Source organism: Hymenobacter ruber, from assembly GCF_054783255.1.
This window is the reverse complement of sequence record NZ_BAAGQX010000004.1, coordinates 905,287-932,110: the sequence shown is the minus strand read 5'-3', so window position 1 is coordinate 932,110 and position 26,824 is coordinate 905,287. Positions and strand designations below refer to the sequence as shown.

31 protein-coding genes and 1 tRNA gene are annotated in these 26,824 nt (G+C 61.3%); 22 read left to right on the top strand and 10 right to left on the bottom strand.

The features are described from left to right. The first annotated feature begins 15 nt into the window (after positions 1–15). Positions 16–3,603 (top strand): coiled-coil domain-containing protein, encoded by a 3,588-nt coding sequence (locus ACYVM5_RS14580; RefSeq protein ID WP_460618837.1) that lies wholly within the window; start codon positions 16–18, stop codon positions 3,601–3,603. A gap of 147 nt (positions 3,604–3,750) precedes the next feature. On the opposite strand, the gene ACYVM5_RS14575 is transcribed toward ACYVM5_RS14580, so the two are convergent. After that, positions 3,751–4,485 carry a KilA-N domain-containing protein gene (locus ACYVM5_RS14575; protein WP_460618836.1) on the bottom strand — a complete coding sequence of 245 codons (735 nt, stop codon included), beginning with the start codon at positions 4,483–4,485 and terminating at the stop codon, positions 3,751–3,753. Next, positions 4,460–4,999 carry a hypothetical protein gene (locus tag ACYVM5_RS14570; RefSeq protein ID WP_460618835.1) on the bottom strand — a complete coding sequence of 180 codons (540 nt, stop codon included), beginning with the start codon at positions 4,997–4,999 and terminating at the stop codon, positions 4,460–4,462. The genes ACYVM5_RS14575 and ACYVM5_RS14570 overlap by 26 nt, the downstream gene beginning before the upstream one ends. Before the next feature lie 223 nt (positions 5,000–5,222). Here ACYVM5_RS14570 and ACYVM5_RS14565 point away from each other — a divergent pair, with 223 nt between their 5' ends. The 19 genes from ACYVM5_RS14565 to ACYVM5_RS14475 all read left to right on the top strand — a co-directional run bounded on the left by ACYVM5_RS14565 (position 5,223) and on the right by ACYVM5_RS14475 (position 17,413). After that, positions 5,223–5,609, top strand: a complete 387-nt coding sequence (locus ACYVM5_RS14565; protein ID WP_460618834.1) for a helix-turn-helix domain-containing protein — start codon at positions 5,223–5,225, stop codon at positions 5,607–5,609. Between the two features lie 39 nt (positions 5,610–5,648). Further along, positions 5,649–6,224, top strand: a complete 576-nt coding sequence (locus ACYVM5_RS14560) for a DUF4468 domain-containing protein (protein WP_460618833.1) — start codon at positions 5,649–5,651, stop codon at positions 6,222–6,224. 44 nt (positions 6,225–6,268) lie between these two features. Further along, positions 6,269–8,431 carry a hypothetical protein gene (locus ACYVM5_RS14555; RefSeq protein ID WP_460618832.1) on the top strand — a complete coding sequence of 721 codons (2,163 nt, stop codon included), beginning with the start codon at positions 6,269–6,271 and terminating at the stop codon, positions 8,429–8,431. A 4-nt stretch (positions 8,432–8,435) separates the two neighbouring features. Beyond that, complete coding sequence (locus ACYVM5_RS14550) at positions 8,436–8,705, top strand: hypothetical protein (RefSeq protein ID WP_460618831.1); 270 nt, start codon at positions 8,436–8,438, stop codon at positions 8,703–8,705. Beyond that, positions 8,706–10,139 (top strand): DUF5977 domain-containing protein, encoded by a 1,434-nt coding sequence (locus tag ACYVM5_RS14545; RefSeq protein WP_460618830.1) that lies wholly within the window; start codon positions 8,706–8,708, stop codon positions 10,137–10,139. It abuts the gene before it with no gap. A 38-nt stretch (positions 10,140–10,177) separates the two neighbouring features. After that, the gene (locus tag ACYVM5_RS14540; RefSeq protein ID WP_460618829.1) at positions 10,178–10,756 is read left to right on the top strand and encodes a hypothetical protein; all 579 of its coding nucleotides are present in this window, start codon (positions 10,178–10,180) and stop codon (positions 10,754–10,756) included. 138 nt (positions 10,757–10,894) lie between these two features. Next, positions 10,895–12,589, top strand: a complete 1,695-nt coding sequence (locus ACYVM5_RS14535; RefSeq protein WP_460618828.1) for a hypothetical protein — start codon at positions 10,895–10,897, stop codon at positions 12,587–12,589. Between the two features lie 2 nt (positions 12,590–12,591). Next, positions 12,592–13,353 carry a hypothetical protein gene (locus ACYVM5_RS14530; protein ID WP_460618827.1) on the top strand — a complete coding sequence of 254 codons (762 nt, stop codon included), beginning with the start codon at positions 12,592–12,594 and terminating at the stop codon, positions 13,351–13,353. A gap of 5 nt (positions 13,354–13,358) precedes the next feature. Then, positions 13,359–14,066, top strand: a complete 708-nt coding sequence (locus ACYVM5_RS14525) for a LamG-like jellyroll fold domain-containing protein (protein WP_460618826.1) — start codon at positions 13,359–13,361, stop codon at positions 14,064–14,066. Continuing rightward, positions 14,063–14,194: a hypothetical protein gene (locus ACYVM5_RS14520; RefSeq protein ID WP_460618825.1), complete on the top strand. Its 132-nt coding sequence runs from the start codon at positions 14,063–14,065 to the stop codon at positions 14,192–14,194. Before ACYVM5_RS14525 ends, ACYVM5_RS14520 begins: the two co-directional genes overlap by 4 nt. Before the next feature lie 49 nt (positions 14,195–14,243). Next, positions 14,244–14,690 (top strand): hypothetical protein, encoded by a 447-nt coding sequence (locus ACYVM5_RS14515; protein WP_460618824.1) that lies wholly within the window; start codon positions 14,244–14,246, stop codon positions 14,688–14,690. Continuing rightward, positions 14,687–15,022 carry a hypothetical protein gene (locus ACYVM5_RS14510; protein WP_460618823.1) on the top strand — a complete coding sequence of 112 codons (336 nt, stop codon included), beginning with the start codon at positions 14,687–14,689 and terminating at the stop codon, positions 15,020–15,022. Before ACYVM5_RS14515 ends, ACYVM5_RS14510 begins: the two co-directional genes overlap by 4 nt. A 79-nt stretch (positions 15,023–15,101) precedes the next feature. Next, complete coding sequence (locus ACYVM5_RS14505; protein ID WP_460618822.1) at positions 15,102–15,257, top strand: hypothetical protein; 156 nt, start codon at positions 15,102–15,104, stop codon at positions 15,255–15,257. 6 nt (positions 15,258–15,263) lie between these two features. Next, positions 15,264–15,872, top strand: a complete 609-nt coding sequence (locus tag ACYVM5_RS14500; protein WP_460618821.1) for a hypothetical protein — start codon at positions 15,264–15,266, stop codon at positions 15,870–15,872. Continuing rightward, entirely contained in the window at positions 15,869–16,027 is a 159-nt protein-coding gene (locus tag ACYVM5_RS14495) for a hypothetical protein (protein WP_460618820.1), read from the top strand. Before ACYVM5_RS14500 ends, ACYVM5_RS14495 begins: the two co-directional genes overlap by 4 nt. Further along, on the top strand, positions 16,024–16,182 hold the full coding sequence (locus ACYVM5_RS14490; RefSeq protein WP_460618819.1) for a hypothetical protein: 159 nt from the start codon (positions 16,024–16,026) through the stop codon (positions 16,180–16,182). The genes ACYVM5_RS14495 and ACYVM5_RS14490 overlap by 4 nt, the downstream gene beginning before the upstream one ends. 1 nt (position 16,183) lies before the next feature. Beyond that, the gene (locus tag ACYVM5_RS14485; protein ID WP_460618818.1) at positions 16,184–16,663 is read left to right on the top strand and encodes a M15 family metallopeptidase domain-containing protein; all 480 of its coding nucleotides are present in this window, start codon (positions 16,184–16,186) and stop codon (positions 16,661–16,663) included. Between the two features lie 28 nt (positions 16,664–16,691). Beyond that, positions 16,692–16,862: a hypothetical protein gene (locus ACYVM5_RS14480; protein ID WP_460618817.1), complete on the top strand. Its 171-nt coding sequence runs from the start codon at positions 16,692–16,694 to the stop codon at positions 16,860–16,862. Next, positions 16,862–17,413 (top strand): hypothetical protein, encoded by a 552-nt coding sequence (locus ACYVM5_RS14475; protein ID WP_460618816.1) that lies wholly within the window; start codon positions 16,862–16,864, stop codon positions 17,411–17,413. The genes ACYVM5_RS14480 and ACYVM5_RS14475 overlap by 1 nt, the downstream gene beginning before the upstream one ends. Before the next feature lie 111 nt (positions 17,414–17,524). On the opposite strand, the gene ACYVM5_RS14470 is transcribed toward ACYVM5_RS14475, so the two are convergent. The 7 genes from ACYVM5_RS14470 to ACYVM5_RS14440 all read right to left on the bottom strand — a co-directional run bounded on the left by ACYVM5_RS14470 (position 17,525) and on the right by ACYVM5_RS14440 (position 23,606). Then, positions 17,525–17,704 (bottom strand): hypothetical protein, encoded by a 180-nt coding sequence (locus tag ACYVM5_RS14470; RefSeq protein ID WP_460618815.1) that lies wholly within the window; start codon positions 17,702–17,704, stop codon positions 17,525–17,527. A 19-nt stretch (positions 17,705–17,723) separates the two neighbouring features. Further along, a complete protein-coding gene (locus ACYVM5_RS14465; RefSeq protein WP_460618814.1) occupies positions 17,724–18,002 on the bottom strand; it encodes a hypothetical protein in 279 nt (92 codons plus the stop codon). 60 nt (positions 18,003–18,062) lie between these two features. After that, positions 18,063–18,383, bottom strand: a complete 321-nt coding sequence (locus ACYVM5_RS14460) for a hypothetical protein (protein ID WP_460618813.1) — start codon at positions 18,381–18,383, stop codon at positions 18,063–18,065. Between the two features lie 702 nt (positions 18,384–19,085). After that, the gene (locus ACYVM5_RS14455; protein ID WP_460618812.1) at positions 19,086–20,432 is read right to left on the bottom strand and encodes a hypothetical protein; all 1,347 of its coding nucleotides are present in this window, start codon (positions 20,430–20,432) and stop codon (positions 19,086–19,088) included. A gap of 466 nt (positions 20,433–20,898) precedes the next feature. Continuing rightward, positions 20,899–20,970: transfer RNA gene (locus ACYVM5_RS14450), tRNA-Arg, on the bottom strand. 161 nt (positions 20,971–21,131) lie between these two features. Continuing rightward, positions 21,132–22,328 carry a succinate--CoA ligase subunit beta gene (gene sucC / locus ACYVM5_RS14445; protein ID WP_460618811.1) on the bottom strand — a complete coding sequence of 399 codons (1,197 nt, stop codon included), beginning with the start codon at positions 22,326–22,328 and terminating at the stop codon, positions 21,132–21,134. Positions 22,329–22,433: 105 nt separating this feature from the next. Then, on the bottom strand, positions 22,434–23,606 hold the full coding sequence (locus ACYVM5_RS14440) for a glycoside hydrolase family 113 (RefSeq protein ID WP_460618810.1): 1,173 nt from the start codon (positions 23,604–23,606) through the stop codon (positions 22,434–22,436). 135 nt (positions 23,607–23,741) lie between these two features. Here ACYVM5_RS14440 and ACYVM5_RS14435 point away from each other — a divergent pair, with 135 nt between their 5' ends. Next, positions 23,742–24,401 carry an ABC transporter ATP-binding protein gene (locus tag ACYVM5_RS14435; protein ID WP_460618809.1) on the top strand — a complete coding sequence of 220 codons (660 nt, stop codon included), beginning with the start codon at positions 23,742–23,744 and terminating at the stop codon, positions 24,399–24,401. A gap of 120 nt (positions 24,402–24,521) precedes the next feature. Here the strand turns inward: ACYVM5_RS14435 and ACYVM5_RS14430 are convergent, their stop codons facing one another. Beyond that, complete coding sequence (locus ACYVM5_RS14430) at positions 24,522–25,427, bottom strand: hypothetical protein (protein ID WP_460618808.1); 906 nt, start codon at positions 25,425–25,427, stop codon at positions 24,522–24,524. A gap of 577 nt (positions 25,428–26,004) precedes the next feature. Here ACYVM5_RS14430 and ACYVM5_RS14425 point away from each other — a divergent pair. After that, a complete protein-coding gene (locus tag ACYVM5_RS14425; RefSeq protein WP_460620188.1) occupies positions 26,005–26,790 on the top strand; it encodes a hypothetical protein in 786 nt (261 codons plus the stop codon). The last annotated feature ends 34 nt before the right edge of the window (positions 26,791–26,824 follow it).

Genomic DNA, 26,824 nt, shown 5'->3' with positions numbered 1-26,824 from the left:
AACCACCCCGTAACCATGAGCGACCTGAGCACCGGAAGATTAGGCGTAGATATTCAGCCCTTTCTCGACCAGCTGGGGCTTGGGGAGAAGGCTGCCAACCAATTAGCCCAAGCCGCTCAGGCCGCCGGCGATGCCACCACCAAGAGCTTCGCCGCTGCCGCTGCTGAGGCCGTCAACTACTCCAACCGCATCGCCGCCGGGGCCGCCGAAGTACGCAACGCCCAGGCGGCCACCAAGTCGGCGGCTGATGAAGTGCGCCGCCTGGTTGATGCCAACCGCGAACTGGCCGCTGCCCAAAAAGCCAGCACCAGCACCGCCGAATACAACCGCCTGAAAGGGCTGATTGCCGAGAACACCCAGAAAATCAAGGAGGCCAAAGCGGCCATCTTAGAAAACAAGGCTGCCACCGACCAGGAGCGGGCCAGCGTGCAGGCCGTGCGCGATGCCCGCCGGGAGGAAACCAACCAGACCAAGCTGGTGGCCGCGGCTGCCCGCGATGCCGCCGCCGCCGCCAAACAGGAAGCCGCCGCCCAGAAAGAGGCGGGGGCGGCTACGGCCAGCGCAGGCAATTCAGGCGGCTTTTTGTCTACTGTACTAGGAAAGGTCGCGGGTGCATTTGCCGGGCTGTTTGCCGTCAATAAGCTCAAGGAGATTGGTGACGATATTATCGAAACCACGGCCGAATTTGAGCGGCTAGGGGCAGTCCTGACAACCATTGAGGGCGGCAACAAGGAGTTGGCCCAGGCGCGCTTTGCCCAGTTGCGGAATTTCGCACTGACGGCTCCCTTCGAGGTCAAGGAAGTAACAGAGGCATACACATTATTGCGAAACGTGGGCATCAACCCTACGATTCAGCAACTAAAGCAACTGGGCGACTTAGCCGCCGCCTCTGGCAAGGACTTTGATACGGCCGCCAATGGGCTCCTCGGGGCTACTACGGGCCGCTTCGTGCAGCTCAAGCAGTTTGGTATTACAGCCAAGCAACAAGGGGATTCTGTAGCCCTAACCTTTCGCGGTGTTACTACCGTAGTAGAGAAAAGCCAGCAGGCTATTTCGGATTACATCTTTGGGCTTGGCGAATTAAATGGCGTGCTGGGGGCCAGTGACCACATTGCGGCCACGACTGGCGGCAAAATATCCAACCTCAAGGACAGCTTTACAGAGCTTTTCAACACTATTGGCGAAGGCAATAGCGGTGTAATTCACAATTTTATCACGGGACTAACCCTTGTAAACAACAAGGTCAACGATTTCCTGAAAAGCAACGACCAGCGCGCACAGGATGCGGCCGGCCCTAGCGTTGATATTTTCGAGCGGGTTATTACCGAACGGTTTGCGAGAGTAGCGGCCAGCGCAAAAGCGGCAGGCGAAGATGTGGCGCTGGCTGTGAATGCCTTTGCGGCCGACCAAACCAAGCTACAGGAGCGGCTGCTGAAAAAAGCCGAAGACGACCTGATTGTCTACAACACCAAAAGGGCTGCTGCTGCAAATGTGGCACGCAATTTCCCGTTCATCCCAACAAACGCACAAGATGCGGCGCTGGTGCAGGCATATGGTGGGGACCGGGGACAACAAGAGGAGGTTGCGCTAAAATCTGTTGTTCAGCAACGCAAGGCTGCGCTGGGACTAATTCAACAGCAGAGTATTGCAGTTCGGCAGGCTATTAACGACGAAAGCGAACTAGGCCTACTGGCTGCCGCCCGCGCCAAGCTGGCGGCCGATGAAAAGCTGCGCGAGGAGAACACCGACAAAACCAAGTCGCACGCGCTGAATCTGCTCATCATTGCCGACCAGAAGGTGATTGATGACCTGCTGGAGAAGCAGACCAAAGCCCGGCAGAAGGCCGCCCTCTCTTACGAATCCCAACTGCGCGCCCTGCTACAGGAGCGCGCCACCCTGACCAGCCTCGCCGCCAAAGCCGCGGCCGAGTCGGCCGACGATGCCGCCGGGAAAGCCCGCGCCGTATTCGAGGAGTCGTTGCGCCAGGTGGACGCGGTAAAAGCCAAGCTGGAGCAGCGCGAGCTGGATTTGCGCAAGCAGGCGCTCAAAGCCGGGGGTAGCGCGGCCGTGGGCCGATTGGGCGAAAAGGCCGACGGCACCGTGGACGGGGTGCAGGCCCAGCAGCTAACCGCCCTCCGGCTGACTGCACTGGATAAGTACTACACCGACCTCTACAAGATTACCGCCGAGCGCGAACAACGCCTGTTCGACTTGCGGGCCGATAACGACGAGAAAGAGGTTGAAGCCATCGACCGCAAGTTTGACAAGCTCATCAAGGCCAACACCGACGGCATCGAACGGCAGGCCCTTGAGGAAGCCCGGCAGCGCGAGCAGTTGGCCCTGAAAGCCCAGCAGGAGCAAAACCGCATTCAGCGCACCGCTACCCTTGCCAGCAGCAACGCCCAGGCCGTCGGGCAGGTGTTCGGGGCCGGTACGGGTATTTCGGTGTTCGAGGCCGCCCGCGCCGAAAAGCAGGCCCTGCTGGACATTGAGAAGAAGGCCGCCGAGGACAGCCTGAACAACACGCTCAACAAAACCAACAAGGAGGGCGAGATTGAGCGGGCCGCGCTCCGGGCACAGTTGGCGCGCATTGCCAACCAGCAGAAGGAACTGGATGCCGAGCAGAAGCGCAGCACCTTCAGCATCTACAAGCTGGTACTGGGCGAGAACGACAGCCCCGCACTCCGGCAGGCCCTGGACGAAGTAGCCAGCAGCGTGCTTTCGTCGCTGGGCACCATCACGCAGGCCGAACAGCAGGCCGCCGCCACCAAAGCCGGCACCGCCACGCAGAACATCAACGAACTGCAAAGTTCGCTCAGTGCCGAAATCGCCCTCAACCGCGAAGGCAGCGCCAGCAACATCAAGGGCTTGCAGGACCAGATTGCCGAACAGAAGCGCGTGCGCAAGGAAGCGCTGGCTGACCAACGCAAGGCCGCCCAGGAGCAAGTCGTGATTGACACCATTACCCAGGCCAGCAGCATCGCCACGGCCGCGGCCAACGTGTTCGCGGCTTTCTCCGCCATCCCCTTTGTGGGCGTGCCGCTGGGCATCGGGGCCGCTGGTTTGTTGGTGGCCGCCTTCGTCGCCAGCAAAGCCAAGGCATTCCAGGCCGCCAGCCAGATTGGGGCCGGTGCTAATGGCAGCTTCTTTAAAGGCGGATTGGGTAGCACGGGGTACACCGGCGACGGCAACCCGCACGAAGAAAGCCAAGCATTGGGGCGCAAGGATTACACCTACCACAAGCGCGAGTTTATTGCCAATCACGAACTGACCGACCAGTATTACAAATCGCTGTTCGCCCCGCTTCATGCCGGCCGGCCGCAGGACATTGACTGGAGCGCGCCGGCCATGCAGCAACTGTTGCCCGACCATGCTTTGCCGGGCCAGTTGCGCCAAGAGCGAGCCGCTCATGTCGAACACAGCTACCGGCTGAGCATGGAGCCGCTACAGGCCAAATTCGACGGGCTGGAAAGCAAACTGGCAAACATCGAAAGGAGCAACCAGCAAATGGCCGATAAATGGGACAGCCACACGCTGCCCGACGGGCGCATTGCCCTGATTGACCCCACCACCAAAAGCATTCACATAATCACGCAAGCATGAAAAAGCCCACGAAACCCAAGCCCAGACAGGGCGTGTACGTCCCCGCCGGCATCCCCGCCGGACCACCCCCGAAAAACCCGTGGAAGAAATAAGAAAAAGCCCCGCCAGTCACGGCGGGGCTTTTTCGTGGCATCATTTCAAATAAGCTCAGGGGATAACCTGCCGCAATACGTCAATATGGTAGCTGTTCACGGCCCCGTAGCGCGCATCTGATACCTTGCCCACGTCGTAGCCCTGTGCTTTGCTGAGCGCCGCAGCCTTCCGGCCTAGCGCGTTAGCCGTGGACGTGGGCACTGACTTCTTTTGCAGGGAAGCCCACCCGGCCACCGTAAAGAAGTCGGTGTTGACCGTCGTAACGCGGGCCGTGACCTCTGCTACTTGCCGCTCAATCTGATTCACCTGCTGCTGCTGGCTGGCGCTGGCTTGCTCGACAGCCAGCAGGCGCTTTTCATTGGCAACATTCTGTTGGGCCAGCATCAGGATTAGCTCGCCCTGCGTTTGGGGAAGGGTTGGTGCCATCTCAACCTTGCCAGTGCGCAGTAGTTCAGCTACCCATTCGTCGCACTTAATCTCGAAGTCTACATTCAGCCACGCGGCCAGCTTCAAAATGAGGCGTTCGTTTATCCAAGTGCCTGGGTTGCTGCCGCCCTGCCGAGTTTCTACCAAAGCCGGAATTTCCGGCTTAGCTTCTAATGCGCTGATGTACCGCTTTGTCTGGCCCAAGTCAAGCCAGTGTTGAGCCCGCTTGCCGAAAGCTGTGCACATGGCCGTAGCATTCGCCATCAGCTGGCCGTCGATGAGTTCGAACTCAATTTCGAAGCCGTTCCAGTCTTTTTTGATTAGCTCTTGCATGGCCTTATCCTTGGGGTAGGTTGGTGGCACGGGCGACAGCATGGGCAGTGCTACCGCTGTTCATGGGAACCAGCAGGGCTGAATGCGCCACCTCTTCCGAGGTCACGCGGCATGGCAGGGCAGCAGATTTGCGGGGTCGGCCAACTTTGGGCATAGCAGCGGGCACAGCCGCAGCCGCTTGTTGGGCAAGCTCTGATTGAATGTATTCCCGCCGCTCAGCCTCGCGCTCTTTTTCGCGGGCAGTCCATTTTTTCGCCTCCTCTTCTCGTTCAGATACGAGGTTCTCCCCAACGTTGATAGTGTGGCGCTCAATGTCTGCCTCAATACGCGATAGTTTGTTGCTGATTGCTTCAATGGCAGCTTGCGAAGCATCCATGCCATCTAGCTGAATGGTTAGCTCAATATTCTGGCTGCGAATCGTAATCTCGAACACGCCTTCAACCTGGGCTAACAGTGCATCGGTGTATTGCTTCATCAGTTCCGCGTGACGTTTACGGAGAACATCGGCCTGAAGCGTGGGCCATAAATCTTGGTGGCTGTACATTTGTGTAGTGGAAATCAGGTTTGAAAAAATCTGGTTCGAGGGGGTTGGCCGTTACAGCGGTCAGCCCCCTTTTTCGTTGGGCAGGATTTGTGGAGGGGGTCTTGACATTTTATTTGTTAAAAAGGATTTTTGTTGCGTAACAACAGTATCTTTGTTGCGTTACGAATACAAATATACGCAATCAAAGCATATTGTGTTCGCATAAACGAAAAATTGCTTAAAAATGGAAAATCAACTTGGGTATAGGTTTCGGCAGATTGCCACGTTAAAGGGGCTTAGTATATCTGCTTTGAGCGACCATATCGGCGTTAGCAACAGCGCCCTTCATGCTGTCGTGACAGGCAGGACAAAACCCAGCTTTGATATGGTGTCAAAGGTGGCTGAGTCATTCCCAGATATTAGCATGGAATGGCTCATTCGGAACGATGCGTCAATGATTCGCGGCACCACCACAAGCGACCCCGCTTGCTGGGATTTGTTACAGCGCGAGGAGGAGCAACACAAGGTTTTACGAAACGACTACAATGAATTAAAGGCACAGTTAAGAAGAGCAAAGGCCGAGCTAGTACTTACTTCCCTAGAGCTTGAAGAATTGCGCGGCGGGAAGTAGTGACAGGCTGGCAATTTCTTAGCCGCTATATTGGCGGGTATGAAATGTATTCTACCCGCGCTCATATCTCTTTTCGCCTCATTTGCCCTTAAGGCACAAACAGCCCCGACTGTATCAACAGACGAAAGCGGGCGGGCGCAACTCGTGCTGGTTATGCCGGCAACAGGTTCCCAAGATGACCTTTTTATAAAGGGTAAGGACTGGGTATTCAAAACGTATAACTCTGGCAAAACCGTAGAGCAGTATGAAGACAAGACTGCTGGCCGGCTTGTTGTCCACGCGAGAGCCATTAGCCTGACGTGGAAAGCGGGGCTTGGCATTGTGAACGATGCTGGCGCATTCACCTATGACATGGCCCTTGATTTTAAGGACGGCAAGACCCGAATGCTAATTGATAATATCAAGTACAAGAAGGGAGAGCTGAACAATTCTATGGCCCTCCCATCTGGCGCAGACCTAGCAGATACATACCCCGCCAACTGGCCCACATTAGCACGTAAGGCTATGACAGCGCGCTGGAATGGGATGCAGGAAACAACTAAGGCCGACCTTATGGCACTTGCTTCTTCGTTCCAGTCGGCGATAATTGCGCAAAACAAAGGGAAAGACTGGTAACCGCCTGGTTTCCGGCCGGGCCGCCTCCCAAATGACTTTTGGGTATGGCATTGCCCATTCCCGCGCCCGACACCGCTACTATTCGCTTCTCCCTTATCCAAGGGAGTCGAACCCGTGTGTGCCAGCCCCGCCTAGCGACTGGCGGCGGGGGCACGTTGGTAATGGAGCCGGGCGAAAGCAGTAACGCAGGGCCGTTCTATTATCGGAAGAAGCTCAGCAAAGGCCTCATTTTCACCGGCAACGATTACCTGTTTTTACTAGGTATCGAACAAAGCAATGCCCGCTGTCAATCTATTGGCTTGCTGCTCGAAACCCGGCCGCACTCTTACGCCAACTTTGAGCACGAAGAACAGTTTGTCTTTACGTGCAACGAAATCGCTTGGGACTACAATGCTGGCACGGCGACAGTAACCCCTGCTACCGATGATGCTTACCGGGTTTTCCTAGAGAACTACGACCAGGAATACAACATTCTGGCGACGCCCAATGTGCTTCAACGCGCGCAGGTAACCGCCGAACTCGCCACGCTCGCCAGCTACATCTTTGTCGAGTTTCAGCGCATTGACATTGCCGACCAGGCCGATTACATCGGCACCGATGGGTGGGGCATTTTTCTGACCAACACCAGCTGGATAACCGGTACCCTCACGCAGGGCGGGCGGCACGACAGCACCATGTTGCTGTTTCGCTACCGGCTCAAAAACGTGCCCATGACGGCCGCCACGTCGGGCGGGGTCACCTCCTACACGATTGTAGACAAATCGGGCGCAGGCTGGCAGGTATTGCAGGAGAATACCACCCCCGCACACACCGTTGACTACGTTAAAAGTCCGTCAATCAGCGGGTTTAAGTCGTACAAAATCACCAACTACGGCAACTGGAACGACCCGGACAATCCGGCCTCCCTGCCGATTTATGGCGACCAGTTGCTGCTGTTGCCCTGCTACACCACGCCCAACGATTACGGCTACGACCAAAGCAAGTACCTTAAAATCACTGGCACCGGCGAAGGCCAAAGCCTGGGCGGGGCTTATAATAGTGAGGCTGATGGTGGGCTGTGCCTGAACGTGCGCCGCACCATTGACCAGGGCGGCAGCGCGCCTTCCAACTCGAAAAGCCTCTGGTGGAAGTTCGGCACGTTTGCGTTCGGAAGATGCTTCCCCCTGCTTGACGGCGTGCGCTACCTGCTCCAGCAAACGGCTATGCCCGTTATCAACGGCACCGCCCAGCCCATCCCGGCAGTAGCGGCCCTGATTCCCCCCACGGCGGCCCTGCTGAGCCAGTTCTATTCGGCCGACGCCAACCCGGCCACCGGCGAAACCGGCACCGCCAACGAGCTGCCGCGCCTGCTGCTTTCCGCCGCTTCCGACGTGAAGCGCTACGGGGCCAGCGAGGCGGCTACGCGCCTGCTGATAAGCCTGAAAACGTTGCTCTCGGACCTTTCGGCCCTGCACGACGTGGGCTGGTTCATCGACCCGGTGACCGGCTGGCTTCGATTAGAGCACCGCGCCTACGTGGACAACAGCCGCGCCGCCGGGGCCGTGCTCGACCTGACCGCTATTGAAACCGCGCAACTGCCCGCCGCCTACACCTACCGCACCGGCCAGCTGCCCCGCTACGAGGAACTGACCATTACGGCCGCCACCACGGAAGACCTGGACCGGGGCATCTTCTTTGGCAAGGCCAGCCTCGACTACGGCACGGGCGGCTGCGTGAACACCCGCGAGGGCCAGAACAAAACCACCCGCACCAGCACCCGCCTCACCGGCGATGTGGCGGCAGCCGTTTTATCCGGCGACACCATCCCCGACAGCGCCCTGGTGCTGCTGGCCCCTGATACTAACGGCGTGCTGACCGATGCCAACCGGCAGTTATCGGCCTCCGAGCTACTGCGCCGCTACCATGGCTTCGGGGCCGCAACCTACAGCGCTACCGTGGCCGGGCAGGCGGTGGACGTGCAATCCGTGCGCCCCGCCCGCGAGCAGGCCAGTTGTTCCGTGCCCATGTGCACGCTGCGCGGCCTGGACGGCACCACCCGGCTAACGACTTCGCTGGGCATCGGCGGGCAGATTGGCAAGGCCGAACTCGACCTGAACGGCGGCACCGTGAAGTTCACGCCCTGGATGCCCACCCCCGCCTACACCGCCGACGCGCCCGCGCTGCCCACCCGCGACTTTTCCGAGCAATTCACCGAGAAATTCAGCTAGTAATATGACCTCACGCGACTTTGCCTATTGGCTCCAAGGCTTCTTTGAAATCAGCGGCGAAAGCCTCGAAACGATTCAGAAACCACAGCTCGAACAGATTCAGAAACACCTCGCCATGGTCTTCGTGCATGAAATCGACCCTAGCCACGGCGGGCCGGAGGAACAGGCCAAATTAAATGCCATTCACAATCCCGGTGGGCTAACCCACATGGAAGCGATACAGGCCCACAATGCCACCGCTAAAGCCAACGGACAACCATTAATGCGCTGCTAAGTGCCCAACCCTCACGTATTCCCCCTGCTTGACTACCCCGGCCCCGCGCCGGAACTGGCCGCCCGCTCCGGGCAGGGCAATTGGGAGCCGTATGCGCTGGCGGCCCCGAACGATAGGCTGCTGCCGTTCGTGGTGACGCGCCTGCAGGTGCCCGGCCAAGCCTCCTGGCTGAACTGCGCGAGCATCGTGGACGCCGACACCGAGGAGCTGCTGTTCCCGCTCACGCCTACCGGCCCGACCGCCGGCAGCCCCCCCGCGTTGGGCCTGGTGTTCGACAAGATGCCCGACTCCGCCAACGGCGTGGACTACTTCATCTATTATGGCGCGCTGATTCCCGGCCTGACGCTGCCCTGTGGCCGCGCCCTGCGCCTGCTGGTGGATAACCAGTGGCAGAGCCCGCGCTTCTTCGCCGTTACTGACCTGAGCGGCTACCAGCGCCTGGAATGGAGCCACCCCGGCCCCTTCTCCGGCGTGCCCTACGGCACCGGCTTCACGCAGCGCCTGTACGTGGACAACGGCGGGCTGCAGTTCGCCGCGCCCCGCACCGTGGAAACCAGCACCCAGGACGCCGTGACCGGGGCGCTGCGCACCGACTCCTTCGCGGCCTACGCCGTGCGCACCGGCACCGTGGGCGTGGCCCCGCTGTACCTGGCCGATGCCTTATCCGTTGCCAAGGCCCATAAAACCTTCACCATCGACGGCGAGCTGTGGCGGCTGACGGAGGCCAAGCCCGACCCGGTAGGCCCCGACGGCGGGCGCTCCACCTTCACGCTGACCGTGGAGGGCTTGACCCCGATTCAATCCCGCGCTGCCTGTTCGGCCCCGCCGCTGGCCCCGGCGGCCTTTGACCCCGTGGCCGACGCCCCGCGCCCCTGGCGGTGCGGCGATGCGAGCGATACCGCGCCCGACTTCCAGCCCACCGGCGCGTTTACCTGCGACGTGGACGAGAACGGCAATACGGGCTATGCCGACCTGACGACACAGGACCTGAACCCGAACAGCGCCACCTACGGCGCAACGGCCACCCGGCCCGGGGCCTTCGACCCGGTGCGCTGCCCGATTCCGCCCACCTACTACTCGGCGGCCGTGAGCGGCACCGCCCCCCGCAACGACTGCCCGAGCGGGCAGACCGGCACCGAGGTGCTCTACACCGTGCCGGCCGGACAGTTCAGCAGCCGGCTTAGTCAAGCCGATGCCAACGACCAGGCCACGGCCTTCTACAACGACAACCGGCAAGCCTACGCCAATGCGCAGGGCAGTTGCTCCGGCGGCGGCGATACCGGGTATGGCCCGGTGTACGACGGCGGGGGCTGCTTCACCTGCCAGATGGAGAACCGGGCCGATGCGGGCGACGTGCGCGACGCGACACTAGCCGAAATCCGCGCCTACTTCCGCAACACCGACAACGACGGCGCGCCCTGCGCGCCCTGCTAATATTTTTCATTCACCCCAACCCCAACCCCTTTTTTATCATGGCTGTAAACCCCGATGACCCCACCATTCCAACGACCTGCGAGGACTTCGCATTCGACCCGGACCTGAACCCCGGCGATTGCTACACCCCCGCGGTAAACGTTGGCCCCGGCCTGAACGCCTACGCCTTCGATGAGCCGTTCGCCGCCGCGCCGACGGCAACTGAAATTGCCACCCGCCTCACGGCCGGCACCGGCATCGGGCCGCTGATTGGCACGTTCAGCAAAGCCGCCAACACGGCCTCGACCATTCGCGTGGATGGCCGTGACGTGACCATTCCCTCGAATCAGTCGTGGGCGGTGAAAATCACCAACACCAAGCCCGTGTACCGCGAGCTGGCCCGCCAAACCCAGAACGGCGGCATCTCGAAGCACTGGTACATTGTGGACGCCAACAACCAGTGGTTCGGCGGCCAGAACGGCATCTGCCCCCGTGCCGACGGCGGCCCGGCCAGCCTCGTGCTGAGCCAGGTTATCCCCACCGGCGAGCAGGAGCCCCAGACCATCGAGGGCACCATCTCCGCGTTCGGCAAATTCGACGCGAAGGTGATTGTTTCGCCCGTGGCCCTGGTGAACTAAGCGCCTACGCGCCAAGCAGCGCCCGCCCTCTGCCAGCCCTTCCGGCTGCGCGGGGGGCGGGCGTCTATTTGGGGCATGGCACAACGCACACGGGCACAACTTCAAGCACTTCGGGAATCGCTCATTCCTGACAACCCTTTGCACGTCATCACGCCCGCCAACGTGCGGGCCTACGAAAAGGAAGTAGTCGATTCAGCCTTGATTCTGGCCGATGACGGCCTGCCTGCCACCCCTGGCGCAGCTACTTACGGCACCATCGCCGGCTCCCCCTTCGACAGCGTGGCCTTGGCTGCTGCCTTGAACCGCTCGCCCAACCACCGCCCCGGCGGCCACTTTGAAGCCGTCTACGCCACCGACGCCGACGCCACGGCCTTCAACGATACGGGCGCTGTGAGTCTGGAATCATTGGTGCGCACCCGCGCCAGCCTATGCCACCTGCGCATGCCGCTCACGGCCGAGCTGACCCTGAACGGGGCCGGCCACGACTACACGCTGGTGTACGACGGCGCCCCCCGCCCGGCCGGTACGGGCCTGCAGGTGTTTAAAAACGGCGAAATGCTGCCCGGCGACCTCGTGCCCGCCGTGCTGGTGCCGATTGATTCGCCCCAAACCGTGGCCACGCCCTACGCCAGCGTCAACGGGGCCACCTACGCCTGGAAGCTGGGCCAGTACGCCAGCGCCTACGTGGGCAGCCCACTGAGCATTCAGTTCTTTCTGCCCCGCGCGGCCGGCGTCCACCCTGCCCCTGCGGAGGGCGGCGACGCGACCCATTGGGAACCCGTGAGCCCGCAGGGCGTGGTCGTGCCCGGCAGTGCGCCCGTTGGCCGCACCCTCCCCCTGGACGATGCCCGCGCCCTGCAAGCCGCCGCGCAGGACGGCACCGATTTGGGCAAAGACTGGCAGTTCTACACCATCATCCGCGCCGACGGCAACGTGACGGTGCAATGGCTGCCGGCTGACGGGGCCAACGACCGGCCGGCGGGGTTCTCCCCGGTGGGCATCTGGCAATCGGAAGCCGGGCCAACGTTCGCAACCTACGATGTGGACAGCGACGAGGTGCAGCCGCTGGACTTTGCCCGCCTCTCGCCCGTGGCCGTGGCCGCCAGCACCGGCGGGCTGTTTGGCTACCAAACCATTGCCGCCGCCGTAACCAGCGGGCAGCTGGTGGACGCCACGGCAACGCTCAACGCCAACTTTACGGCCCCCGACCAAGTACTCGACAGCCTGCTCGAACTGCGCGGCAACGGCAACGTGCTGGGCGGGGAATCCGGCCACCCGCTGGCCCTGACCGCCAGCAAGGTATCGGACGTGGTGCTTTACAACACCGTGCTGGCCGCCGGCAGGGTGTTTAACAGCCAGCTCAACCAGGTGGAATTTGCCCTTGGCGCGGACTGCCTGGCCTTTGACTGCGATTTTGGCGCGGGCTGCACGGCGAGCGCTGGTACGCTGCGCATTGGCGCGGGCTGCACGGGAGACATTGCCGGCATCGCCACCAGCGGGACCGGGCAGGTGGTGGACGAGCGCACGCCTGCTCTGTCCACCCGCGACCCCTACGCCGTGGCTACCGGCGTGCGCGACGCCGTGCGCGACCCCGGCAACACCTGGGCCTACGGGGACTTGACGGACTTCAACGACGCGGGCCGCCTGAGCGCGGGCGCACCGCCGGCCGTGTCCGGGCAGGCCACCGGCATTCTGGTGGGCACGGCCGACGTGAAGGCCGGCGACTGCTTCGACGCCTTTGAAACCGGCAGCACCGCCGTGGCCTGGTGCTACACCTACAAGCGCCGCAACGACGGCACTTCCGGCTGGACGCGCTTACCCAAAACCGCTTAGTCATGGCTACTGCTCCCGTACACCCCGCCCTGCAACCCGCCGTGAGCGCCGCCGTGGGCGAAACCAAAGGCGCGGACACCGCCCCCACCACGGCCGACCTTGACGCCAAGCTAACGGCCACCATCGGCCAATCTGCCCAGCCGCCCAAAACCGGGGCGTGGAAGATGAGCAACAACCAGCTCAGCAAGCGCGTGGATGCCTTAGAGGCCGCACAGCCCGTCATCGGGCCAGCGGGGCCGACTGGCCCAAAAGGGGATACCGGTCCCGCTGGAGCGGCGGGCGCACCGGGGCCAATTGGGCCAACCGGCCCGCAAGGCCCGAAGGGCGACCCCGGCGCAACGGGAGCCGCAGGGCCGCAGGGCGTGGCGGGCTCCGCCGGGGCGACCGGTCCGCAAGGCGCCAAAGGCGATACGGGCACGGCGGGGGCCACGGGTGCCACCGGGCCGAAAGGTGACGCCGGGGCAACGGGGGCAACCGGCGCGCCCGGCGTTGATGTAACCAACCCGAAAATCCGCACCAAGCGCGTGGCCACGCCGGCCATGCTCATCAGCGCCAACCCCGTCATCACAGCCGCTTGGGATACGCCTTTTGCCGACACCAACTACACCATTCAAGCTACGCTGGAAAGCGCCAATTCCGGCCTGCTTGGCCTCATCCCCACGGTAACCGCCAAAACCGCTACCGGCTGCACCGTCACGCTCAAGGTCCTCATTGCCCTGGCGGCTGGACAGGGCACGATTCACCTTTTCGCCCTTCACGACTAGCCGCCATGCTCGCCCCCTCCTACCTGCTGGCCCCCGGCGGCCAACTCAGCACACCGGGCGGCATCGCCCTGGCCCCGGCGGCCGTGTACGCGGCCTACGACGGCACGGCCCCGCTCCCCAACCGGGGCCTGCAGTTCGCGGCCGGCAGCCAGCAATACGCCGTGCTGCCCGACGCCGGCTCCGCCACCGCCCTGAGCGGCACGAGCTGGGGCCTGAAGGTACGGGACCGCCCCGACAGCGGCGCGGCCGGCTACGTGCTGAGCCGCAACAACGGCACGCTCAACGAATACGCCATCATCTACGGCTTTGCCACCAACACCTTCGAGTTCTACTCCTACCAGCAGAACAGCACCGGCGGCACCATTCGCCTGCCCTTGGGCACGGCCACCCCGCCCGGCTCCTTCTACGAGGTGGAGTTCACCTACGACGGCACCACGCTGCGGGGCTACCTCAACGGCGTGCTGAGCGCCAGCCTGACGGCCTCCTTTACCCTGAACTCGGCCGGCACGGCGGGCCTGCTGCTCTCGGCCACGATGGGCACGACGGCCACGGAATATCACCTCTCCCACACGTTGGACTACCTGCGCCTGACCCGCGATAGCGCGGCCATTGTGGCGCTGGAGCTGAACGAAGCCACCCCGCCCTACGCCAACACCGGCACGGCGGGCGGGGCCCTGGCCCTCTACAATAACCCCACCTCGCTACTGCTATGACCTACATCGTGCTGAAAGACTTTACCTGGCCGCCCGGCCCGCCCCACCACGCTGGCGAAACCATCATGACCACCCCCGAAGCCGCCGCCCCGCTGCTGGCCGCCGGCCTGCTGGCCCCGGCTTCCTAGTCCCGCCTTCCCCCTGCCTGCTACCAGCGCCCCTGCCTTTTCTGCCCCTATGGCCGCCACCCTGCTTCAAGCCGCTCCTAACGTTTCTACCATGCCCACTTGGCTGGCCTATGTGGGCCTGTTTTCCCTTATCGTCAGCCTTATCAGCATCCTGTTAAACGTGGTGCTGGCCCTGCGCAAAGAAAGCCGGGAAGATGGCCTCACCACCACGCAGCGACTCAAAAAGCTAGAGACGGCGGCGGGCCTGCACGACGCCAACACAACCCTGCTGCAACGACAAATCGAAGACTTTACCGGCAAGCTGCACACGGAACTGGAGCAACACGCCAAGGAGACTGACCGCCGGTGTGCCCTGTTGGAAAAGGAGGCCGACAAAGTACAAACCCTTAGCCAGGACGTGGCCGTGATGAAGCGCGACATCGAGCGCATCCCCATGATTGAGCGCAAGCTAGACGAGATGATTACCCTGCTTACCAAAACGCTGGCCGCCAAATGAGCCCCACTGAATTCTTCCGCAAGTCCTTCTGCGATGCCAAGGGCAACCCCGACGGGAAGCTGCTGACGCTGTTCGGCCTTTCGGCCATGCTGTTGGCCAGCTTCCCGATTGGCTGGGTTTGGGGCCGCTGGCTGCCCGATGGCGTGCTGAGCAACACCTACCTGTTTCTGGCCACCGGCTTTGGCATTGACGCTTTCGTGACCGGGAGGAAGATACTGGCCGATGCCAACGTGGCCACTGCCTCAATCACCGGTCAACAGCCCGGCGCGGCCCCCGCCGTGGGCTCTGCTGATAACGTCACCATCAATCCGCCGAACACCCCCACCGAATGAAGCCCACGCCCGCCAAAAAGCCCGAACCCGCCAGCAAGGCCAAACGCGCCGCTGCCACCAAAGCCAAAGCCCCGAAGAAATGAAGTACCTGGCTATCGCTCTAATCATCATCGCCCTACTGGCTGCCGGGGCATACGTGGCAGTTCGCTTAAATCAGCCTGACTACTTCGGTTATACGCTGCTGGCCCTGTTTGCCTGTGTGTTCTGGATAGCAATAGGCGACGGATTCAAATAACCCATCATGAGCTACCGCCTCTTACTCGCCTTCCTGCTGGCCGGCCACATCACCGGCTGCGCTTCCTCGAAAGTCGGCACCACCGATGACCGCTACAATGCCGAGCTGCAAGCCCCGGCGGTGAAGCTGGATAGCACGGCCATTCCCCGGTTGCCATCGGCAGTGTCCACGCCGCCGTCGACTGAAAAGTCCGGCCTGCTTCGTCGACTATTCCCCGCCAAGTCGACGGCCGCCGTTTCGTCGACGGGCTACAAGAAGTGCAAGGGGTGCACCATCAATTACGTGCAGGGCAACCAATCGAACTCTGTAGTTGGCAAAAAGTCGACAGCGGCCGTGGGCGACGGTGCTACGTCAACGGTCACCGGCAAGAAGTCTGGGCCAGCCGTGATAGCCTCCGATTCCGTCGACCAAAACACGGCTGGCCCCAACAGCCAGCAAACCACGACCACCGGCAACGGGAATCAGGTCGACGCCAAAAAGCAGGACACGACCAAAGAAGCCCCGGGCGTGCTGGCTACGATTGCCGACAACCTGACCGGCCCGCTTGGCTGGATTCTGGGCGGGGTCGTGGTGCTGGTGCTGATTTCGTGGTACGTCGAAAAGAAAGCCGCATGAACACCATCCAACAACGCCTTATCGACATCAACCGCCAAATCATGGCCCTGATGAACAAGCGCGACCGGCTACAGGCCCAACACGACCGCGCCCGCAGCCGCGCCCGCGCCAAAGCCAGTCAGTTGCCTTTGGCCTCTGGCCTTTACGACGCATGAGAGCCCCGCGCCTAAACGCCCTGGTGACGCTATCCAGTGGCCACCAGGTCTACTTTCTCGGGCTGTTGGCCGAAGGTCGGATGCGCGTGAAGTCGAAAAAGATGCTGATTGAATTTGAAACCGATTCCTCACGCCTGCCCTACATCCCCTGGTAATATGCCGACGCACAACGAAATCGAACTGCTGCACCCGCTGCTGGCGAAGGTGTACACGGAAGCCAAAGCGGCCTACATCGCCGCCCACCCCGGCGGGCTACGGCCCCGGCTTGGGGAAACCTACCGCCCCGCCAATGTGCAGTTGGCCTACCACGCACAGGGCCGTAAGCCACTGGCTGAAATCAACCAGTTGCGGCACATCGCCGGGCTTGCCCCTATCGGCCCAGTAGAGGCCAAGCGCATCATTACCCAAGCCCTGCCGGGCCAATCGGCCCACGGCTTCAACCCTTCGCGGGCCTTTGATGTGCAGTTGCTCAAGCCCACCGGGGAAATCGATTGGACGGATTCAGCCTACATGCAGTTCGCGGCCTACGTGAAAGTAGCGGCGGAAAAACTGCGTGTGGCCGTGAGCCAGGGCGCGTACTGGCCCAAATTCAAAGACTATCCACACTGCGAGCTAGTCGGCTGGCAGCGCATGTAATTCACTTTCACCTCTAAAAGCAAACGCCATGTTCACCCCCGCAATCCCCGCCGTTCTTGCCGTTCTGGTTTGGCTCGGCCTCTATTTCACCGGCAACGACACGCACACCGCCGATGGCATTGTCTTCGTGCTGGCCGTGCTGGCTACTGGCTGGCTGCTGTTTCGCAAGCAGTCGCTGAACGATAAAGCCGGCAAGTAGTGGCCTGGCTCCTGCTTACCCATGGGCTTGCGCTGGCCCTGCTGGCATATGCCCCGTTCTGGTGGATAAAGCGTGACGCGGCCGACTTTGCGCGCAACCCGGCCGATGATTCATACCATGGTGTTTTCCACCGGCAGCGCGCGACGTGGCGGGCAGCTTTTACCATGGTAGTAGCAGGGGCGGCATCACTGCCCATGGTATCGCACCCATGGTATTGCTTCGCCCTGTCCATGGGCGGGCTACTGGCTATTGGCACGGGCTGGTTCGCCTACGTCTTCAATCCGGGCATCAACCGCGCGCGCAATCTGCCCTATGTCGGCCCCTACTACGTGAGCCCCGACCCGCGCGCGGCCTTCTTTCCTGACCGGCTTATTTGGAACCGGAGCGCCGCGCGCGCCAAAGCCTTTCTGCATGGGTTCGGCACCGCGCGCGACAATCAATTACTGGCTGCCCAATACGCCGCCGCCACCTTGCGCCACCTGCTAATGGCTGCCCTCATTGCCGGCTGCCTCATCTACGCCGCCGCCGTGGCTGGGCTGCTCCTGCTATAGGAGTGGAGACGGCCAGCTGTGAGGCTTGGGATTCTAAAAACCAGCAGAACCGATAAGCCGCGACGCTTGCTTTCGCAGCGCACCAGCCCGGCAGCAAAAAGCCCCGACCATTCAAGGCCGGGGCTTTTTCGTGCTCAGTTCTATCTCCCGCGCCAACCGCTCATTGGTGGCCCGCGTCTGGGCCTGGCTGTCCCGCACCACCCGGTAGACGCCCACCGCCAGGGCCAGCAGCACGGCAAAGGCCAGCAGCTTCTTCAGGGCTTCGAGTAGGGTGTCGAGGTAGCGGGGCATGGCGGCGAAGGTAGCGGGGCTAGGCGGCAGCCCGCTCAGTAACCGGCCGAAGGGATAATTGACCGACTAGCGGCCTATATAGCTTGAAGCCGCTATCTCTTAGATTGCTCAGGTTCCACCATGCCGTGCCTGCCAGCCGACCATTGCGCGCATAGAGCTGGCAGTGGTTGACCACATTCAGGTTGACGTTCTTCTTTTTGGGTGGCCCCAAGCGATAAATGCGGCCTGTCTCGGTGGATTGCACCAGCGCGGCACTGGTCAGGTCTTCGGCGCGAAGGGTTTTGCGTTGCTTTGCCATAACTGGAAAATTTGTGGTGTCTCGCTCTCTATAGGTGGGGGGGGGTGGGGTGGGGAGGGGCTAGGCGGCAAGCCAACGGCGACGGTTGTAGCGGATAATGTTCGCCTGCATGTCCCGAACCAGCGGCATCTTTTGCTTACTGAGCGCCCGCACTTCGGGGAAGTTCAGCCGCAGCCCGCCTGCGAAATACCCTTTGCGGTACTTGTAATAGCCCAGCGCCCGCTTCACGTAATAGAAGGCCCAAGTGGTGGGCTGGTTGCGGATTTTGCTCAGCCACAATTCCCAAAGCAGGCCCGCCCCGAAGTATAGAACGAAGCCAGCAAGGGCCAACGCGGCGGCCCATGTCACGGCAAATCCGACCCAATGATATATCGTTTCCATAATTGCTGGCTGTGTCGCTCTGTGTAAGTTCGGCTAATCCTGTTCGCTGGTAATCTTTGGGCTCAAGGCCAGCAGGGCGGCCCGTGCCTCCATGAAACCCGGGGTTTGACTCGGCTTAATGGGCAAGCATTCCGGACCACCATACAGCAGGCAGCCCACGGCCTCAACGCCATATGTGCCCCACTGCTCTATAAATGGCACCGCCCAATGAAAGTCAGTGTCCTCCAGCTTCACCGTATCGCTGCTAGCATAGCAGAAGAAATCGCAGTAGTGCAGGTGGATATACGCCGCCCAATTCAATATGCGCCGGGGTGCAGTGGGGTACTCTTCGGGGTCTGTTCCTAACCATTTTACCATACGCGAATATACAACCGCCGATGGGGATTAACAACTTATCAACCAACTATTTAACACCCATTTCGACTATTCTTTTCAGCCGTTCCTCGCCCATCCAAACCGCTACCCCCAACCGCCGAACCGTCCACCCCCGGCACCCGCTTTTGGTCTTCATCCGCACCACCCGCCGCTTGTGCTGCCGATTGCAGCGGTCCCGGTGCGCCTCACACAGCAGTACCTGTCCCACGGCATCCCATACGTAGTGCTCGAACCCTGGCACGGGAAGCGTATCGGCCGGCCGGGGCAGGGACTGGCCGCGCGGCCAGGCTTGGGGGCGACTAGGGTCTGTGGTGAGCGGGAGCATGGTCAGGCAGCACGGTGTAGGGGCGAATCATCCGGGCCCAGCAGGTGCGCGCCCATCGCCTGCACGATTGTGGCCTCCCTGACCGAACTGTATTCCTTGTTCACCATTCGCTCAGTGTTGCCCATCATGGCCGCAATCACGGCGCTCGATACGCCCCGGTCCCGCCAATGCTGCGCGAAGGTGCTGCGGGCATCCTTAAACGTGAGGTCGGGCAACGAGAGGCCCAGCTCGGCGGCAATGTCTTTCAGGTAGCGGTTGGCGTTGGCGTTCAGGCGCACCGGCAGCCGCCCCCGCCGTTTCACCAGGATGCCGGCGGCCTCGTCAAAAAGCTGCACCGAAAAGCCGTCGGCCTTGCGCTTGCGCATCTTTTGGCGCGTCATGCGCAGCCACACCAGCGGCACCGGCCGGCCCTGAATCATGGTCGCTTCCTGGAACAGGTACTTGCCCGGGCTTTTGGTGAAGGCCACGTAGTCCACGTAGGACAGGCCGGTTGAGACGCAGAAGAGAAACATGTCCTTCACGGCATTTAAGTGGTCATCCACAAAGACGGCCGCGCGCAAGGCGCTCAAATCATCCGTCGTTAAGAAGCGCGGCACCGTAGGCTCGGGCGTGCTCTGGTACTTGTAGCCGTGCAGGGCGTTGGCCGGCACCAGGCCTTCCATTGCGGCATGCGAAACCACCATCTGCAGCATGTTGACTTGCTTGCGCATGGCGACGTGCCCGAAGCGCGGCTGCCCGGTGGCCGGGTTGTTGGCCAGGCACCACCGTTCCAGGGCCCTGCCCACCGGCAGTTTCACTTCCTCCAGCGGAAAGGCCGCCCCTTTCGGAATGCTCCGCCCCTGCTCAGCCGCCAGCTGCTTCGTGTAGTCAGCGAAGAACAGGCCCAGGTTGGTGGCCCGGGTGCGGTAGGTCAGGCGGGTGTTGGCGCTCTTGCCGATGCCCTGCCCATCCATGTGCTCCAGAAACAGGGCCAGGCCCTGCGCGACGGTCAGCGCCGGCCCGGCTTGCGCCGCCAGGGCGCGGGGCTTCAAGGCCAGCTTTACGTCTTCCGCCGTTACGTTGGGGTTGTCCTTCTTCAGGGTCCGGTAAAATTCATCGGCGGCCTGCTTCCAGTCGGTGAGCTGGCCGTTGCTCAGGGCGGCGCGGGCGCTGTTGCCCCGCACCTTCTGCGCGTCCTGGTCCCATTCGGCGGCTTTGGTCAGCACGCCCGTGGCGACCTCCCGGCGCATGCCCTCCCGGCGCTTGCCCGGCCGGTCCGGGCCAAAGCCCAGGGTGATGCGCAGGTAGATGGGGGCGGCCCCGGTCAGTGGATTTTCTTTGTGGCTCTCCCGCGTAAAGAGTATTTTCATACGGTACGGGGAGAAGAGGCGAACAGGGAAGGAAGGAGCAAACATGCAGCGCCGATTCCAGGGGAAAAACCTGAAACGGGATGCCAATGTAACGTACTAATTTTATTAGCCATATAACCGGGCAGTAATTGGCTCATCTATTGCCATCAGAAGAAGTTAAGAGGCAAATGGTTGACCGGAAAAGAAATTTTTGACCGCCGTTTTAAGCGTCGCCAATGCGAACCAGTTTAGCAACCTTATGGAACGACGACGGCCCGGGTTTCGTGTGGCAGGGACCCGAATAAAGTTGGGGAGTGGCCCCAGAACCCGAAAAAGGGGACCCGACCCGCCAAACGCCCCGGCCTGCGCCCCGAATCGGGTTCCGCCGCCCGCCCATCGGAAAGGGCCAACAAGAAGCCCCTGCCTACGTTTTGTAGACAGGGGCTGCTAAAAACCCCGGTACGGGGACCCTGGGCGGGTTTTCATGTGGCCACGTTAGGAATCGAACCTAAATCAAGAGCTTCGGAAACTCTCATACTATCCGTTGTACGACATGGCCAGTACTCGATAGGACTGCAAAAGTAGCCGCAAAAGCCTCGGCAGCCAAATACTGAGGCCGTTTTTCTATTCCGTCGCGGCATCTGTGCGGCGACGGGACCGCCCAAAAAAGCCTCGCCGACACAACATCGGCGAGGCTCTTAATTTCGAAGCGTCAGCAGCTTAAGCGTTAGCCAGCACTTCTTTCACGCGGGCAGCAGCGTCCTTCAGCAACGTGGCCGAATACACTTTCAGGCCGCTCTCATCAATGATGCGGGCACCTTCTTCGGCGTTGGTGCCTTGCAGGCGCACGATGATGGGCACGCGGATGTCGCCGATTTTCTTGTAGGCTTCCACCACGCCGTTAGCCACCCGGTCGCACCGCACGATGCCGCCGAAAATGTTAATCAGGATAGCCTTCACGTTCGGGTCCTTCAGGATGATGCGGAAACCCGCTTCTACCGTCTGGGCGTTGGCTCCCCCCCCTACGTCGAGGAAGTTGGCAGGCTCGCCACCCGAAAGCTTGATGATGTCCATAGTGGCCATGGCCAGGCCGGCGCCGTTCACCATGCAGCCCACGTTGCCGTCGAGCTTCACGTAGTTCAGGTTGCTGTTCGAAGCTTCCACTTCCAGCGGGTCTTCCTCGTTGAGGTCGCGCAGGGCCACGAAATCCTTGTGGCGGTACAGGGCGTTTTCGTCCAGCGTCACCTTGGCGTCAACGGCCAGGATTTTGTTGTCCGACGTTTTCAGCACCGGGTTGATTTCGAACATGCTGGAATCGGTTTCGTCGTAAGCCTTGTACAAAGCCGTTACGAACTTCACCATTTCCTTCTGCGCTTCGCCCTCGAGGCCGAGGTTGAAGGCAATTTTGCGGGCCTGGAAGCCCTGCAGGCCCACGGCGGGGTCCACGTGCTCGTGGTGGATTTTCTCGGGGTGCTGCTCGGCTACCTCCTCGATGTCCATGCCACCCTCGGTGGTGTAGATGATGACGTTTTTGCCTAATGCGCGGTCCAGAAGCACGCTCATGTAGTATTCCTTCGGCTCCGAAGCGCCGGGGTAGTACACGTCCTGCGCCACCAATACCTTGTGCACTTTGCGGCCTTCGGCGCCGGTCTGCTTGGTGATGAGCTGCATGCCGATGATGTCATTGGCAATGTCCTTCACCTTGTCGATGCCTTTGGCGAGCTTCACTCCGCCCCCTTTGCCCCGGCCCCCGGCGTGGATTTGCGCCTTGATGACGTACCAGCTGGTGCCGGTGTCGGCGGTCAGTTTTTCGGCGGCGGCCACGGCCTCCTCGGGAGTATCGGCCACGATGCCTTCCTGCACGCGGACGCCGTATTTTTTCAGGATTTCTTTGCCCTGATATTCGTGAATGTTCATAAAAACGGGTAAGGGGTGGTTTTGAGCTACGCGACCTTGCGGTTGGTGGCACGAAAGTACGGCGGCCGGCCCTGATTGTAGCAAACGAATGCGCGCCGGGCGAACTTACTGCCCGTACCAGCGGGCCAAAACGGCCTCGGCGGGCTTGTGCTGGGGCGTGAAGTCGGCGTGGCGGCGGGCCGGGCCGTCGGCCGCCAGGCCCGGGTACCACTTCCAGATAAACATGCCTTTGAGCCACGGTAGCCCCCAGCAGGCCCGGAACAGCGCCTCGTAGCAGCGGGCCTGGGTGGCTTCGTCGGGCGTTTGCAGAGCGGCCGTGCGCTCGGGCCATTCCCAAGGCCGGGCGGCAGCATCGGGCGTGGTTTTGTAGCCTACTTCGGTAAAGACTACCGGCTTTTTGATTTTTTTCTGCCACTGAGCAAGCTTTTGCAGGTGCGGCTGCCAGCCTATTAGTAACGCATCAAGCGAAGGACTCTCAGCCGAACTAAGCGGGAAATAGGCCTGAATGCCCACGTAGTCGAGCGCGTCCCAGAACCGGATTTGCTCGTACTCGCCGCTCCAGTTGGCGGCGTAGGTGAGCGGGCCGTGGTACACCCGCCGAACCTGGCGGATGAGGCTGCGCCAGGCCTTTTCATGCGCCGGCTCGGTGGCGTGCTGCAACTCGGTGCCGATGCACAAACCATCGAGATGCGCGGCCTCGGCCAGCGCGGCGTAGTGCAGAATGAACGTGGCGTAGCTGGCAAACCACGCATCCCAGGCCGCCGGGCTGGTCATATTAATATCGCCGGGCCAGGTGCTGCGGCCCCGCACCCACAGGTGCGGCTTGAGCAGCGTGCGGATGCCGTGCTGCCGCGCCAGCCGGGCGGTGTATTCGATGCCGGCGTCGCTTTCACCCCACAGGCCGAAGCGGCCACCGGGCCGGGTGGTGTGCATTTGCACGGCCGGCTCGGCGGGACCGGACTGCCAGCCGAAGGGCATCTGGGCAATCCACCCGATGTGGTCGCGCAGCAGCGGGGCCAGCTCGGCTTCAGTCACGGAATCGCCGCCCACCCAGTTTACCCCGCGCAACCGCGTGCTATCCGATAGTACCGCACCTTGGCTGAGCGGCGCGAACGCTGCCCCAAAGGCCGACGGCATTGTGGCTAAATCCTGCATTTGCCGGGCAGCTTCGGCGGGGCTGGCGGCGCGGCGCGGCCACTGCCAAAGCACCAGCAACGGCAGCAGGGCCAGCAACGCCAGCGGCCACCAGCGGCGCACCGAAGAAAAAGGTGGCGACATCGAAGAAAAATGCGTCAAGGCGGGGAATGGATTTGCGCTTAATCGGCTGGCTACGTATAGGGGGCGGCATGGCACCGCCCGGATTGTGCGTAGCTTTGCCACTACCGCATTACTCACGTCTATCGCTGCCCGCCGTTGCTGCAAGCTATCAACATTCACAAGAGCTACAATTCCCTGAACGTACTCAAGGGCATCGATTTGACGATTGAAAAGTCGGAAATCGTGAGCATTGTCGGTTCCTCGGGGGCCGGCAAGAGCACGCTGCTGCACATTCTGGGCACGCTGGACTCGCCGGATTCGGGCGATATCCTCTTCGATGGTGAGTCGGTGAGCTCGTTGGGGCGCAACGATTTGGCCCGGTTTCGCAACCGCCACATCGGCTTCATTTTCCAGTTTCACAACCTACTGCCCGAATTCACGGCCCTCGAAAACGTGTGCCTGCCCGCCTACCTGGCCGGCCGCTCCGAGAAAGAAGTGCGGGTGCGGGCCCGCGAATTGCTCGGCATGCTCAACCTGGAGCACCGCGCCGAGCACAAACCCAGCGAAATGAGCGGCGGCGAGCAGCAGCGCGTGTCCGTGGCCCGCGCCCTGATTAACTCGCCCGAAATCATCTTCGCCGACGAGCCCAGCGGCAACCTCGATACCAAAAACGCTCAGGAGCTGCACCAGATTTTCTTCCTGCTGCGCAAAGAGTTGGGCCAGACCTTCGTCATCGTGACGCACAACGACCAGTTGGCCGAAATGGCCGACCGCAAGATTGTGATGCGCGACGGCCACATTCTGGAAGGCGGCTAAGGTCCGTTTTCCAATCGTTAATTACCAAAAAAGAACGTCAGGCTGTGCCCGCCGTCGCCCTCCTGCAATAGGGCGGCCGGCAGGTTTGGCCTGACGTTCTGGTTTTATTCGGGGCGGGCCTTAGGGCGCAGCCACGTACCATTTATCGCCGGAATCGTCGAAATCATGGCCTTCGGCGTGGCCGCGGGTGGCGTTGTCGCCGGCGTAGTAATAGAGCGGGTGGCCTTTGTAGGTGAGCTGCTCGCGGGTGCCGGTGCTGTTGCCGTAGGGGCCGGTCGCAACGCTGGCTTCGCGGGTAATGGTAGCGAAATCAGTCGTTTTCAGGGATGAGGGCGCAACCGGCATGCTTAGGTATAAGGCGGGCCAGATGGTGGCGCAGCCCCCGGTGCAGTTGGTGGGCTGGGTGGTGGGGCTGCTATTGTCCTTGGCGAAGTAGTACAGCGTGCGGCCCTGCCCGTCCACGAGGAAGGTTTTGCTGGTTACCACGTGCGTAGTTTTGTCCTCCACGTTTTTGCTGGCCAGCAGCACGTTGTAGGCCGGGTTCACCACGTGCCAGATGCCGCCAATGGCATTGCCGCCGGTGAGGCCGGGGGCCTCGCGGGTGTTGGCGCCGCCACTGGTCGCCGGGGCATAGTAGTAGAGCGGCCAGCCCTTATAAGTGGTTTGCGGGCGGCCGTCGGGGGTGTTTTTGGTGGCGAAATCAGTTGCGTTCAAGGCTTTGGGCGCTTTCAGGCTGGCTTCGTAGTACACCGGCCACTGAGGGTTGCAGGTGGCGCTGGTGCAGGTGTTGGTGCCGTCGATGTCGCGGGCGAAAAAATAGAGCGTGTTGCCGTTGGCATCGGTGAGGTAGTTGCCGAGCGTGGCCGAGGTGGCCACTTTCACATTGGCCACGGCATCCGGGTCGTCGGGCGTGGTGGTGGAGTCCTTTTTGCAACTGATAACCGCTAAGCTCAGCAGGCACAAAAGAGCAAGACCAAGGCTAAGCGACCACAGACGCGACGACGGAAAATTCATTGATTTTTGCATGATGATTATGGGGTAAGCAGCTGTTGTAAAAGTGGTTGCAGTAAAAAATTCAAGAAAAAAACAGGCACAAAGAGCCGCTCACTTCGCCGGCTGGCAAAGCCGGGAAGCAGCCTCGGCAGCGCCGGGGTCAGGAAAGAGTCAGATGAAGGCGCTAGGCAGCACCGCGAGCAGCCGGGAACGTAGCGCCGGTTTCCCAGGCCGGGCGCTGTTTGGCGGGCTTCGCTGAGCGCATCTCCACGCGGGCTTGGGAATGGCCTGCGGGCGTCGGGGGTACAACCTCCTACTCGGAGTGGGTCGGCAAAAGGTTGTTTGAACGACGGTAAAATCAATTAGCCGGCCCCGATGACTCCCAATTTCGGGACGGCATGCCTGTGGACGGGCTGTTGGCAAAGCCTGTTTTTGCCAGCATGGCACACATCCCAAGTGTATTAGTCTCGCATAATTTTATTAATACCCGCAATCAACTGATATACAGTGATAAATTTTACTAAAAATTCTGGCTTTTTTGGCACGTTTCTTTCTAACTTTCGGTTATAAACCCGAACATCAGTTGGACACATTGCTAAAGAACAAAGCCATGAACGAGGCCCCTAAAACCACCAAGGACATTACCAAAAAAGTAAAAGTCGAGAGCTTCGATATCGCTCGCTCCGATGAAACGCTGGATTTGGCGAAGGACCTCGCTAAGTTCATCAAGGAGAATAAGCTCACAACCAACGTACAAGGCAAGGAATTTGTGAACGTAGAGGGCTGGCAGTATGCCGGTTCGCGCCTGGGCATCGTGCCCATCGTGGAGCACGTCATCAACGTGAGCAGCCCCGAGGAAATGAAGTACCAGGCAAAGGTGACGCTGTTTGACCTGCGCCACGGCGCCACGGTGGGCGCTGGCTTCGCGGTGTGCTCGAACAAAGAGAGCGGCAAGAAATTCTACCAGGAATTTGCCATCATGAGCATGGCCCAGACCCGCGCCATCGGCAAAGCCTACCGCAACTGCTTGGCCTGGATTATCCGCGCCGCCGGCTATGAGCCCACGCCCGCCGAGGAAATGGATTACAACACCAACACTCAAGCGGTGGCTGCCGCGCCGGTAGTGGCCCAGCCCGTACCTGCCATGCAGGTAGTTCCCGCCGAGGCTCCGGCTGTAACGGCTGAAGCGCCCGCTGCTGCGCCCGTGCAGTATGCCACGGCTTCGCAGAAGGAGGAAATCATCCGCCTGCTTAACCACCCGGTGATTACCCGCCCCGAGAAAACCAAGATGCTGCTCAACATCAACCGCCTCGATGAGGAGCGTGCGGTGCAGGCCATCGCCAAGCTGCGCAAGGCCATCGACGACCGTGAGAACGGCGAGAAAGTGGCTGCTTAATTATTGTTCTTTCTTTCTTCTGCCAGCCCGGTGC

Bases quoted from the DNA above. Each gene is read 5' to 3' on its own strand.
- ACYVM5_RS14580 (WP_460618837.1), top strand. From the start codon at position 16: ATGAGCGACCTGAGCACCGGAAGATTAGGCGTAGATATTCAGCCCTTT.
- ACYVM5_RS14570 (WP_460618835.1), bottom strand. From the start codon at position 4,999: ATGTACAGCCACCAAGATTTATGGCCCACGCTTCAGGCCGATGTTCTC.
- ACYVM5_RS14565 (WP_460618834.1), top strand. From the start codon at position 5,223: ATGGAAAATCAACTTGGGTATAGGTTTCGGCAGATTGCCACGTTAAAG.
- ACYVM5_RS14560 (WP_460618833.1), top strand. From the start codon at position 5,649: ATGAAATGTATTCTACCCGCGCTCATATCTCTTTTCGCCTCATTTGCC.
- ACYVM5_RS14555 (WP_460618832.1), top strand. From the start codon at position 6,269: ATGGCATTGCCCATTCCCGCGCCCGACACCGCTACTATTCGCTTCTCC.
- ACYVM5_RS14550 (WP_460618831.1), top strand. From the start codon at position 8,436: ATGACCTCACGCGACTTTGCCTATTGGCTCCAAGGCTTCTTTGAAATC.
- ACYVM5_RS14540 (WP_460618829.1), top strand. From the start codon at position 10,178: ATGGCTGTAAACCCCGATGACCCCACCATTCCAACGACCTGCGAGGAC.
- ACYVM5_RS14530 (WP_460618827.1), top strand. From the start codon at position 12,592: ATGGCTACTGCTCCCGTACACCCCGCCCTGCAACCCGCCGTGAGCGCC.
- ACYVM5_RS14525 (WP_460618826.1), top strand. From the start codon at position 13,359: ATGCTCGCCCCCTCCTACCTGCTGGCCCCCGGCGGCCAACTCAGCACA.
- ACYVM5_RS14520 (WP_460618825.1), top strand. From the start codon at position 14,063: ATGACCTACATCGTGCTGAAAGACTTTACCTGGCCGCCCGGCCCGCCC.
- ACYVM5_RS14515 (WP_460618824.1), top strand. From the start codon at position 14,244: ATGGCCGCCACCCTGCTTCAAGCCGCTCCTAACGTTTCTACCATGCCC.
- ACYVM5_RS14510 (WP_460618823.1), top strand. From the start codon at position 14,687: ATGAGCCCCACTGAATTCTTCCGCAAGTCCTTCTGCGATGCCAAGGGC.
- ACYVM5_RS14505 (WP_460618822.1), top strand. From the start codon at position 15,102: ATGAAGTACCTGGCTATCGCTCTAATCATCATCGCCCTACTGGCTGCC.
- ACYVM5_RS14500 (WP_460618821.1), top strand. From the start codon at position 15,264: ATGAGCTACCGCCTCTTACTCGCCTTCCTGCTGGCCGGCCACATCACC.
- ACYVM5_RS14495 (WP_460618820.1), top strand. From the start codon at position 15,869: ATGAACACCATCCAACAACGCCTTATCGACATCAACCGCCAAATCATG.
- ACYVM5_RS14490 (WP_460618819.1), top strand. From the start codon at position 16,024: ATGAGAGCCCCGCGCCTAAACGCCCTGGTGACGCTATCCAGTGGCCAC.
- ACYVM5_RS14485 (WP_460618818.1), top strand. From the start codon at position 16,184: ATGCCGACGCACAACGAAATCGAACTGCTGCACCCGCTGCTGGCGAAG.
- ACYVM5_RS14480 (WP_460618817.1), top strand. From the start codon at position 16,692: ATGTTCACCCCCGCAATCCCCGCCGTTCTTGCCGTTCTGGTTTGGCTC.
- ACYVM5_RS14470 (WP_460618815.1), bottom strand. From the start codon at position 17,704: ATGCCCCGCTACCTCGACACCCTACTCGAAGCCCTGAAGAAGCTGCTG.
- ACYVM5_RS14465 (WP_460618814.1), bottom strand. From the start codon at position 18,002: ATGGCAAAGCAACGCAAAACCCTTCGCGCCGAAGACCTGACCAGTGCC.
- ACYVM5_RS14460 (WP_460618813.1), bottom strand. From the start codon at position 18,383: ATGGAAACGATATATCATTGGGTCGGATTTGCCGTGACATGGGCCGCC.
- ACYVM5_RS14455 (WP_460618812.1), bottom strand. From the start codon at position 20,432: ATGAAAATACTCTTTACGCGGGAGAGCCACAAAGAAAATCCACTGACC.
- sucC (WP_460618811.1), bottom strand. From the start codon at position 22,328: ATGAACATTCACGAATATCAGGGCAAAGAAATCCTGAAAAAATACGGC.
- ACYVM5_RS14440 (WP_460618810.1), bottom strand. From the start codon at position 23,606: ATGTCGCCACCTTTTTCTTCGGTGCGCCGCTGGTGGCCGCTGGCGTTG.
- ACYVM5_RS14430 (WP_460618808.1), bottom strand. From the start codon at position 25,427: ATGCAAAAATCAATGAATTTTCCGTCGTCGCGTCTGTGGTCGCTTAGC.
- ACYVM5_RS14425 (WP_460620188.1), top strand. From the start codon at position 26,005: ATGAACGAGGCCCCTAAAACCACCAAGGACATTACCAAAAAAGTAAAA.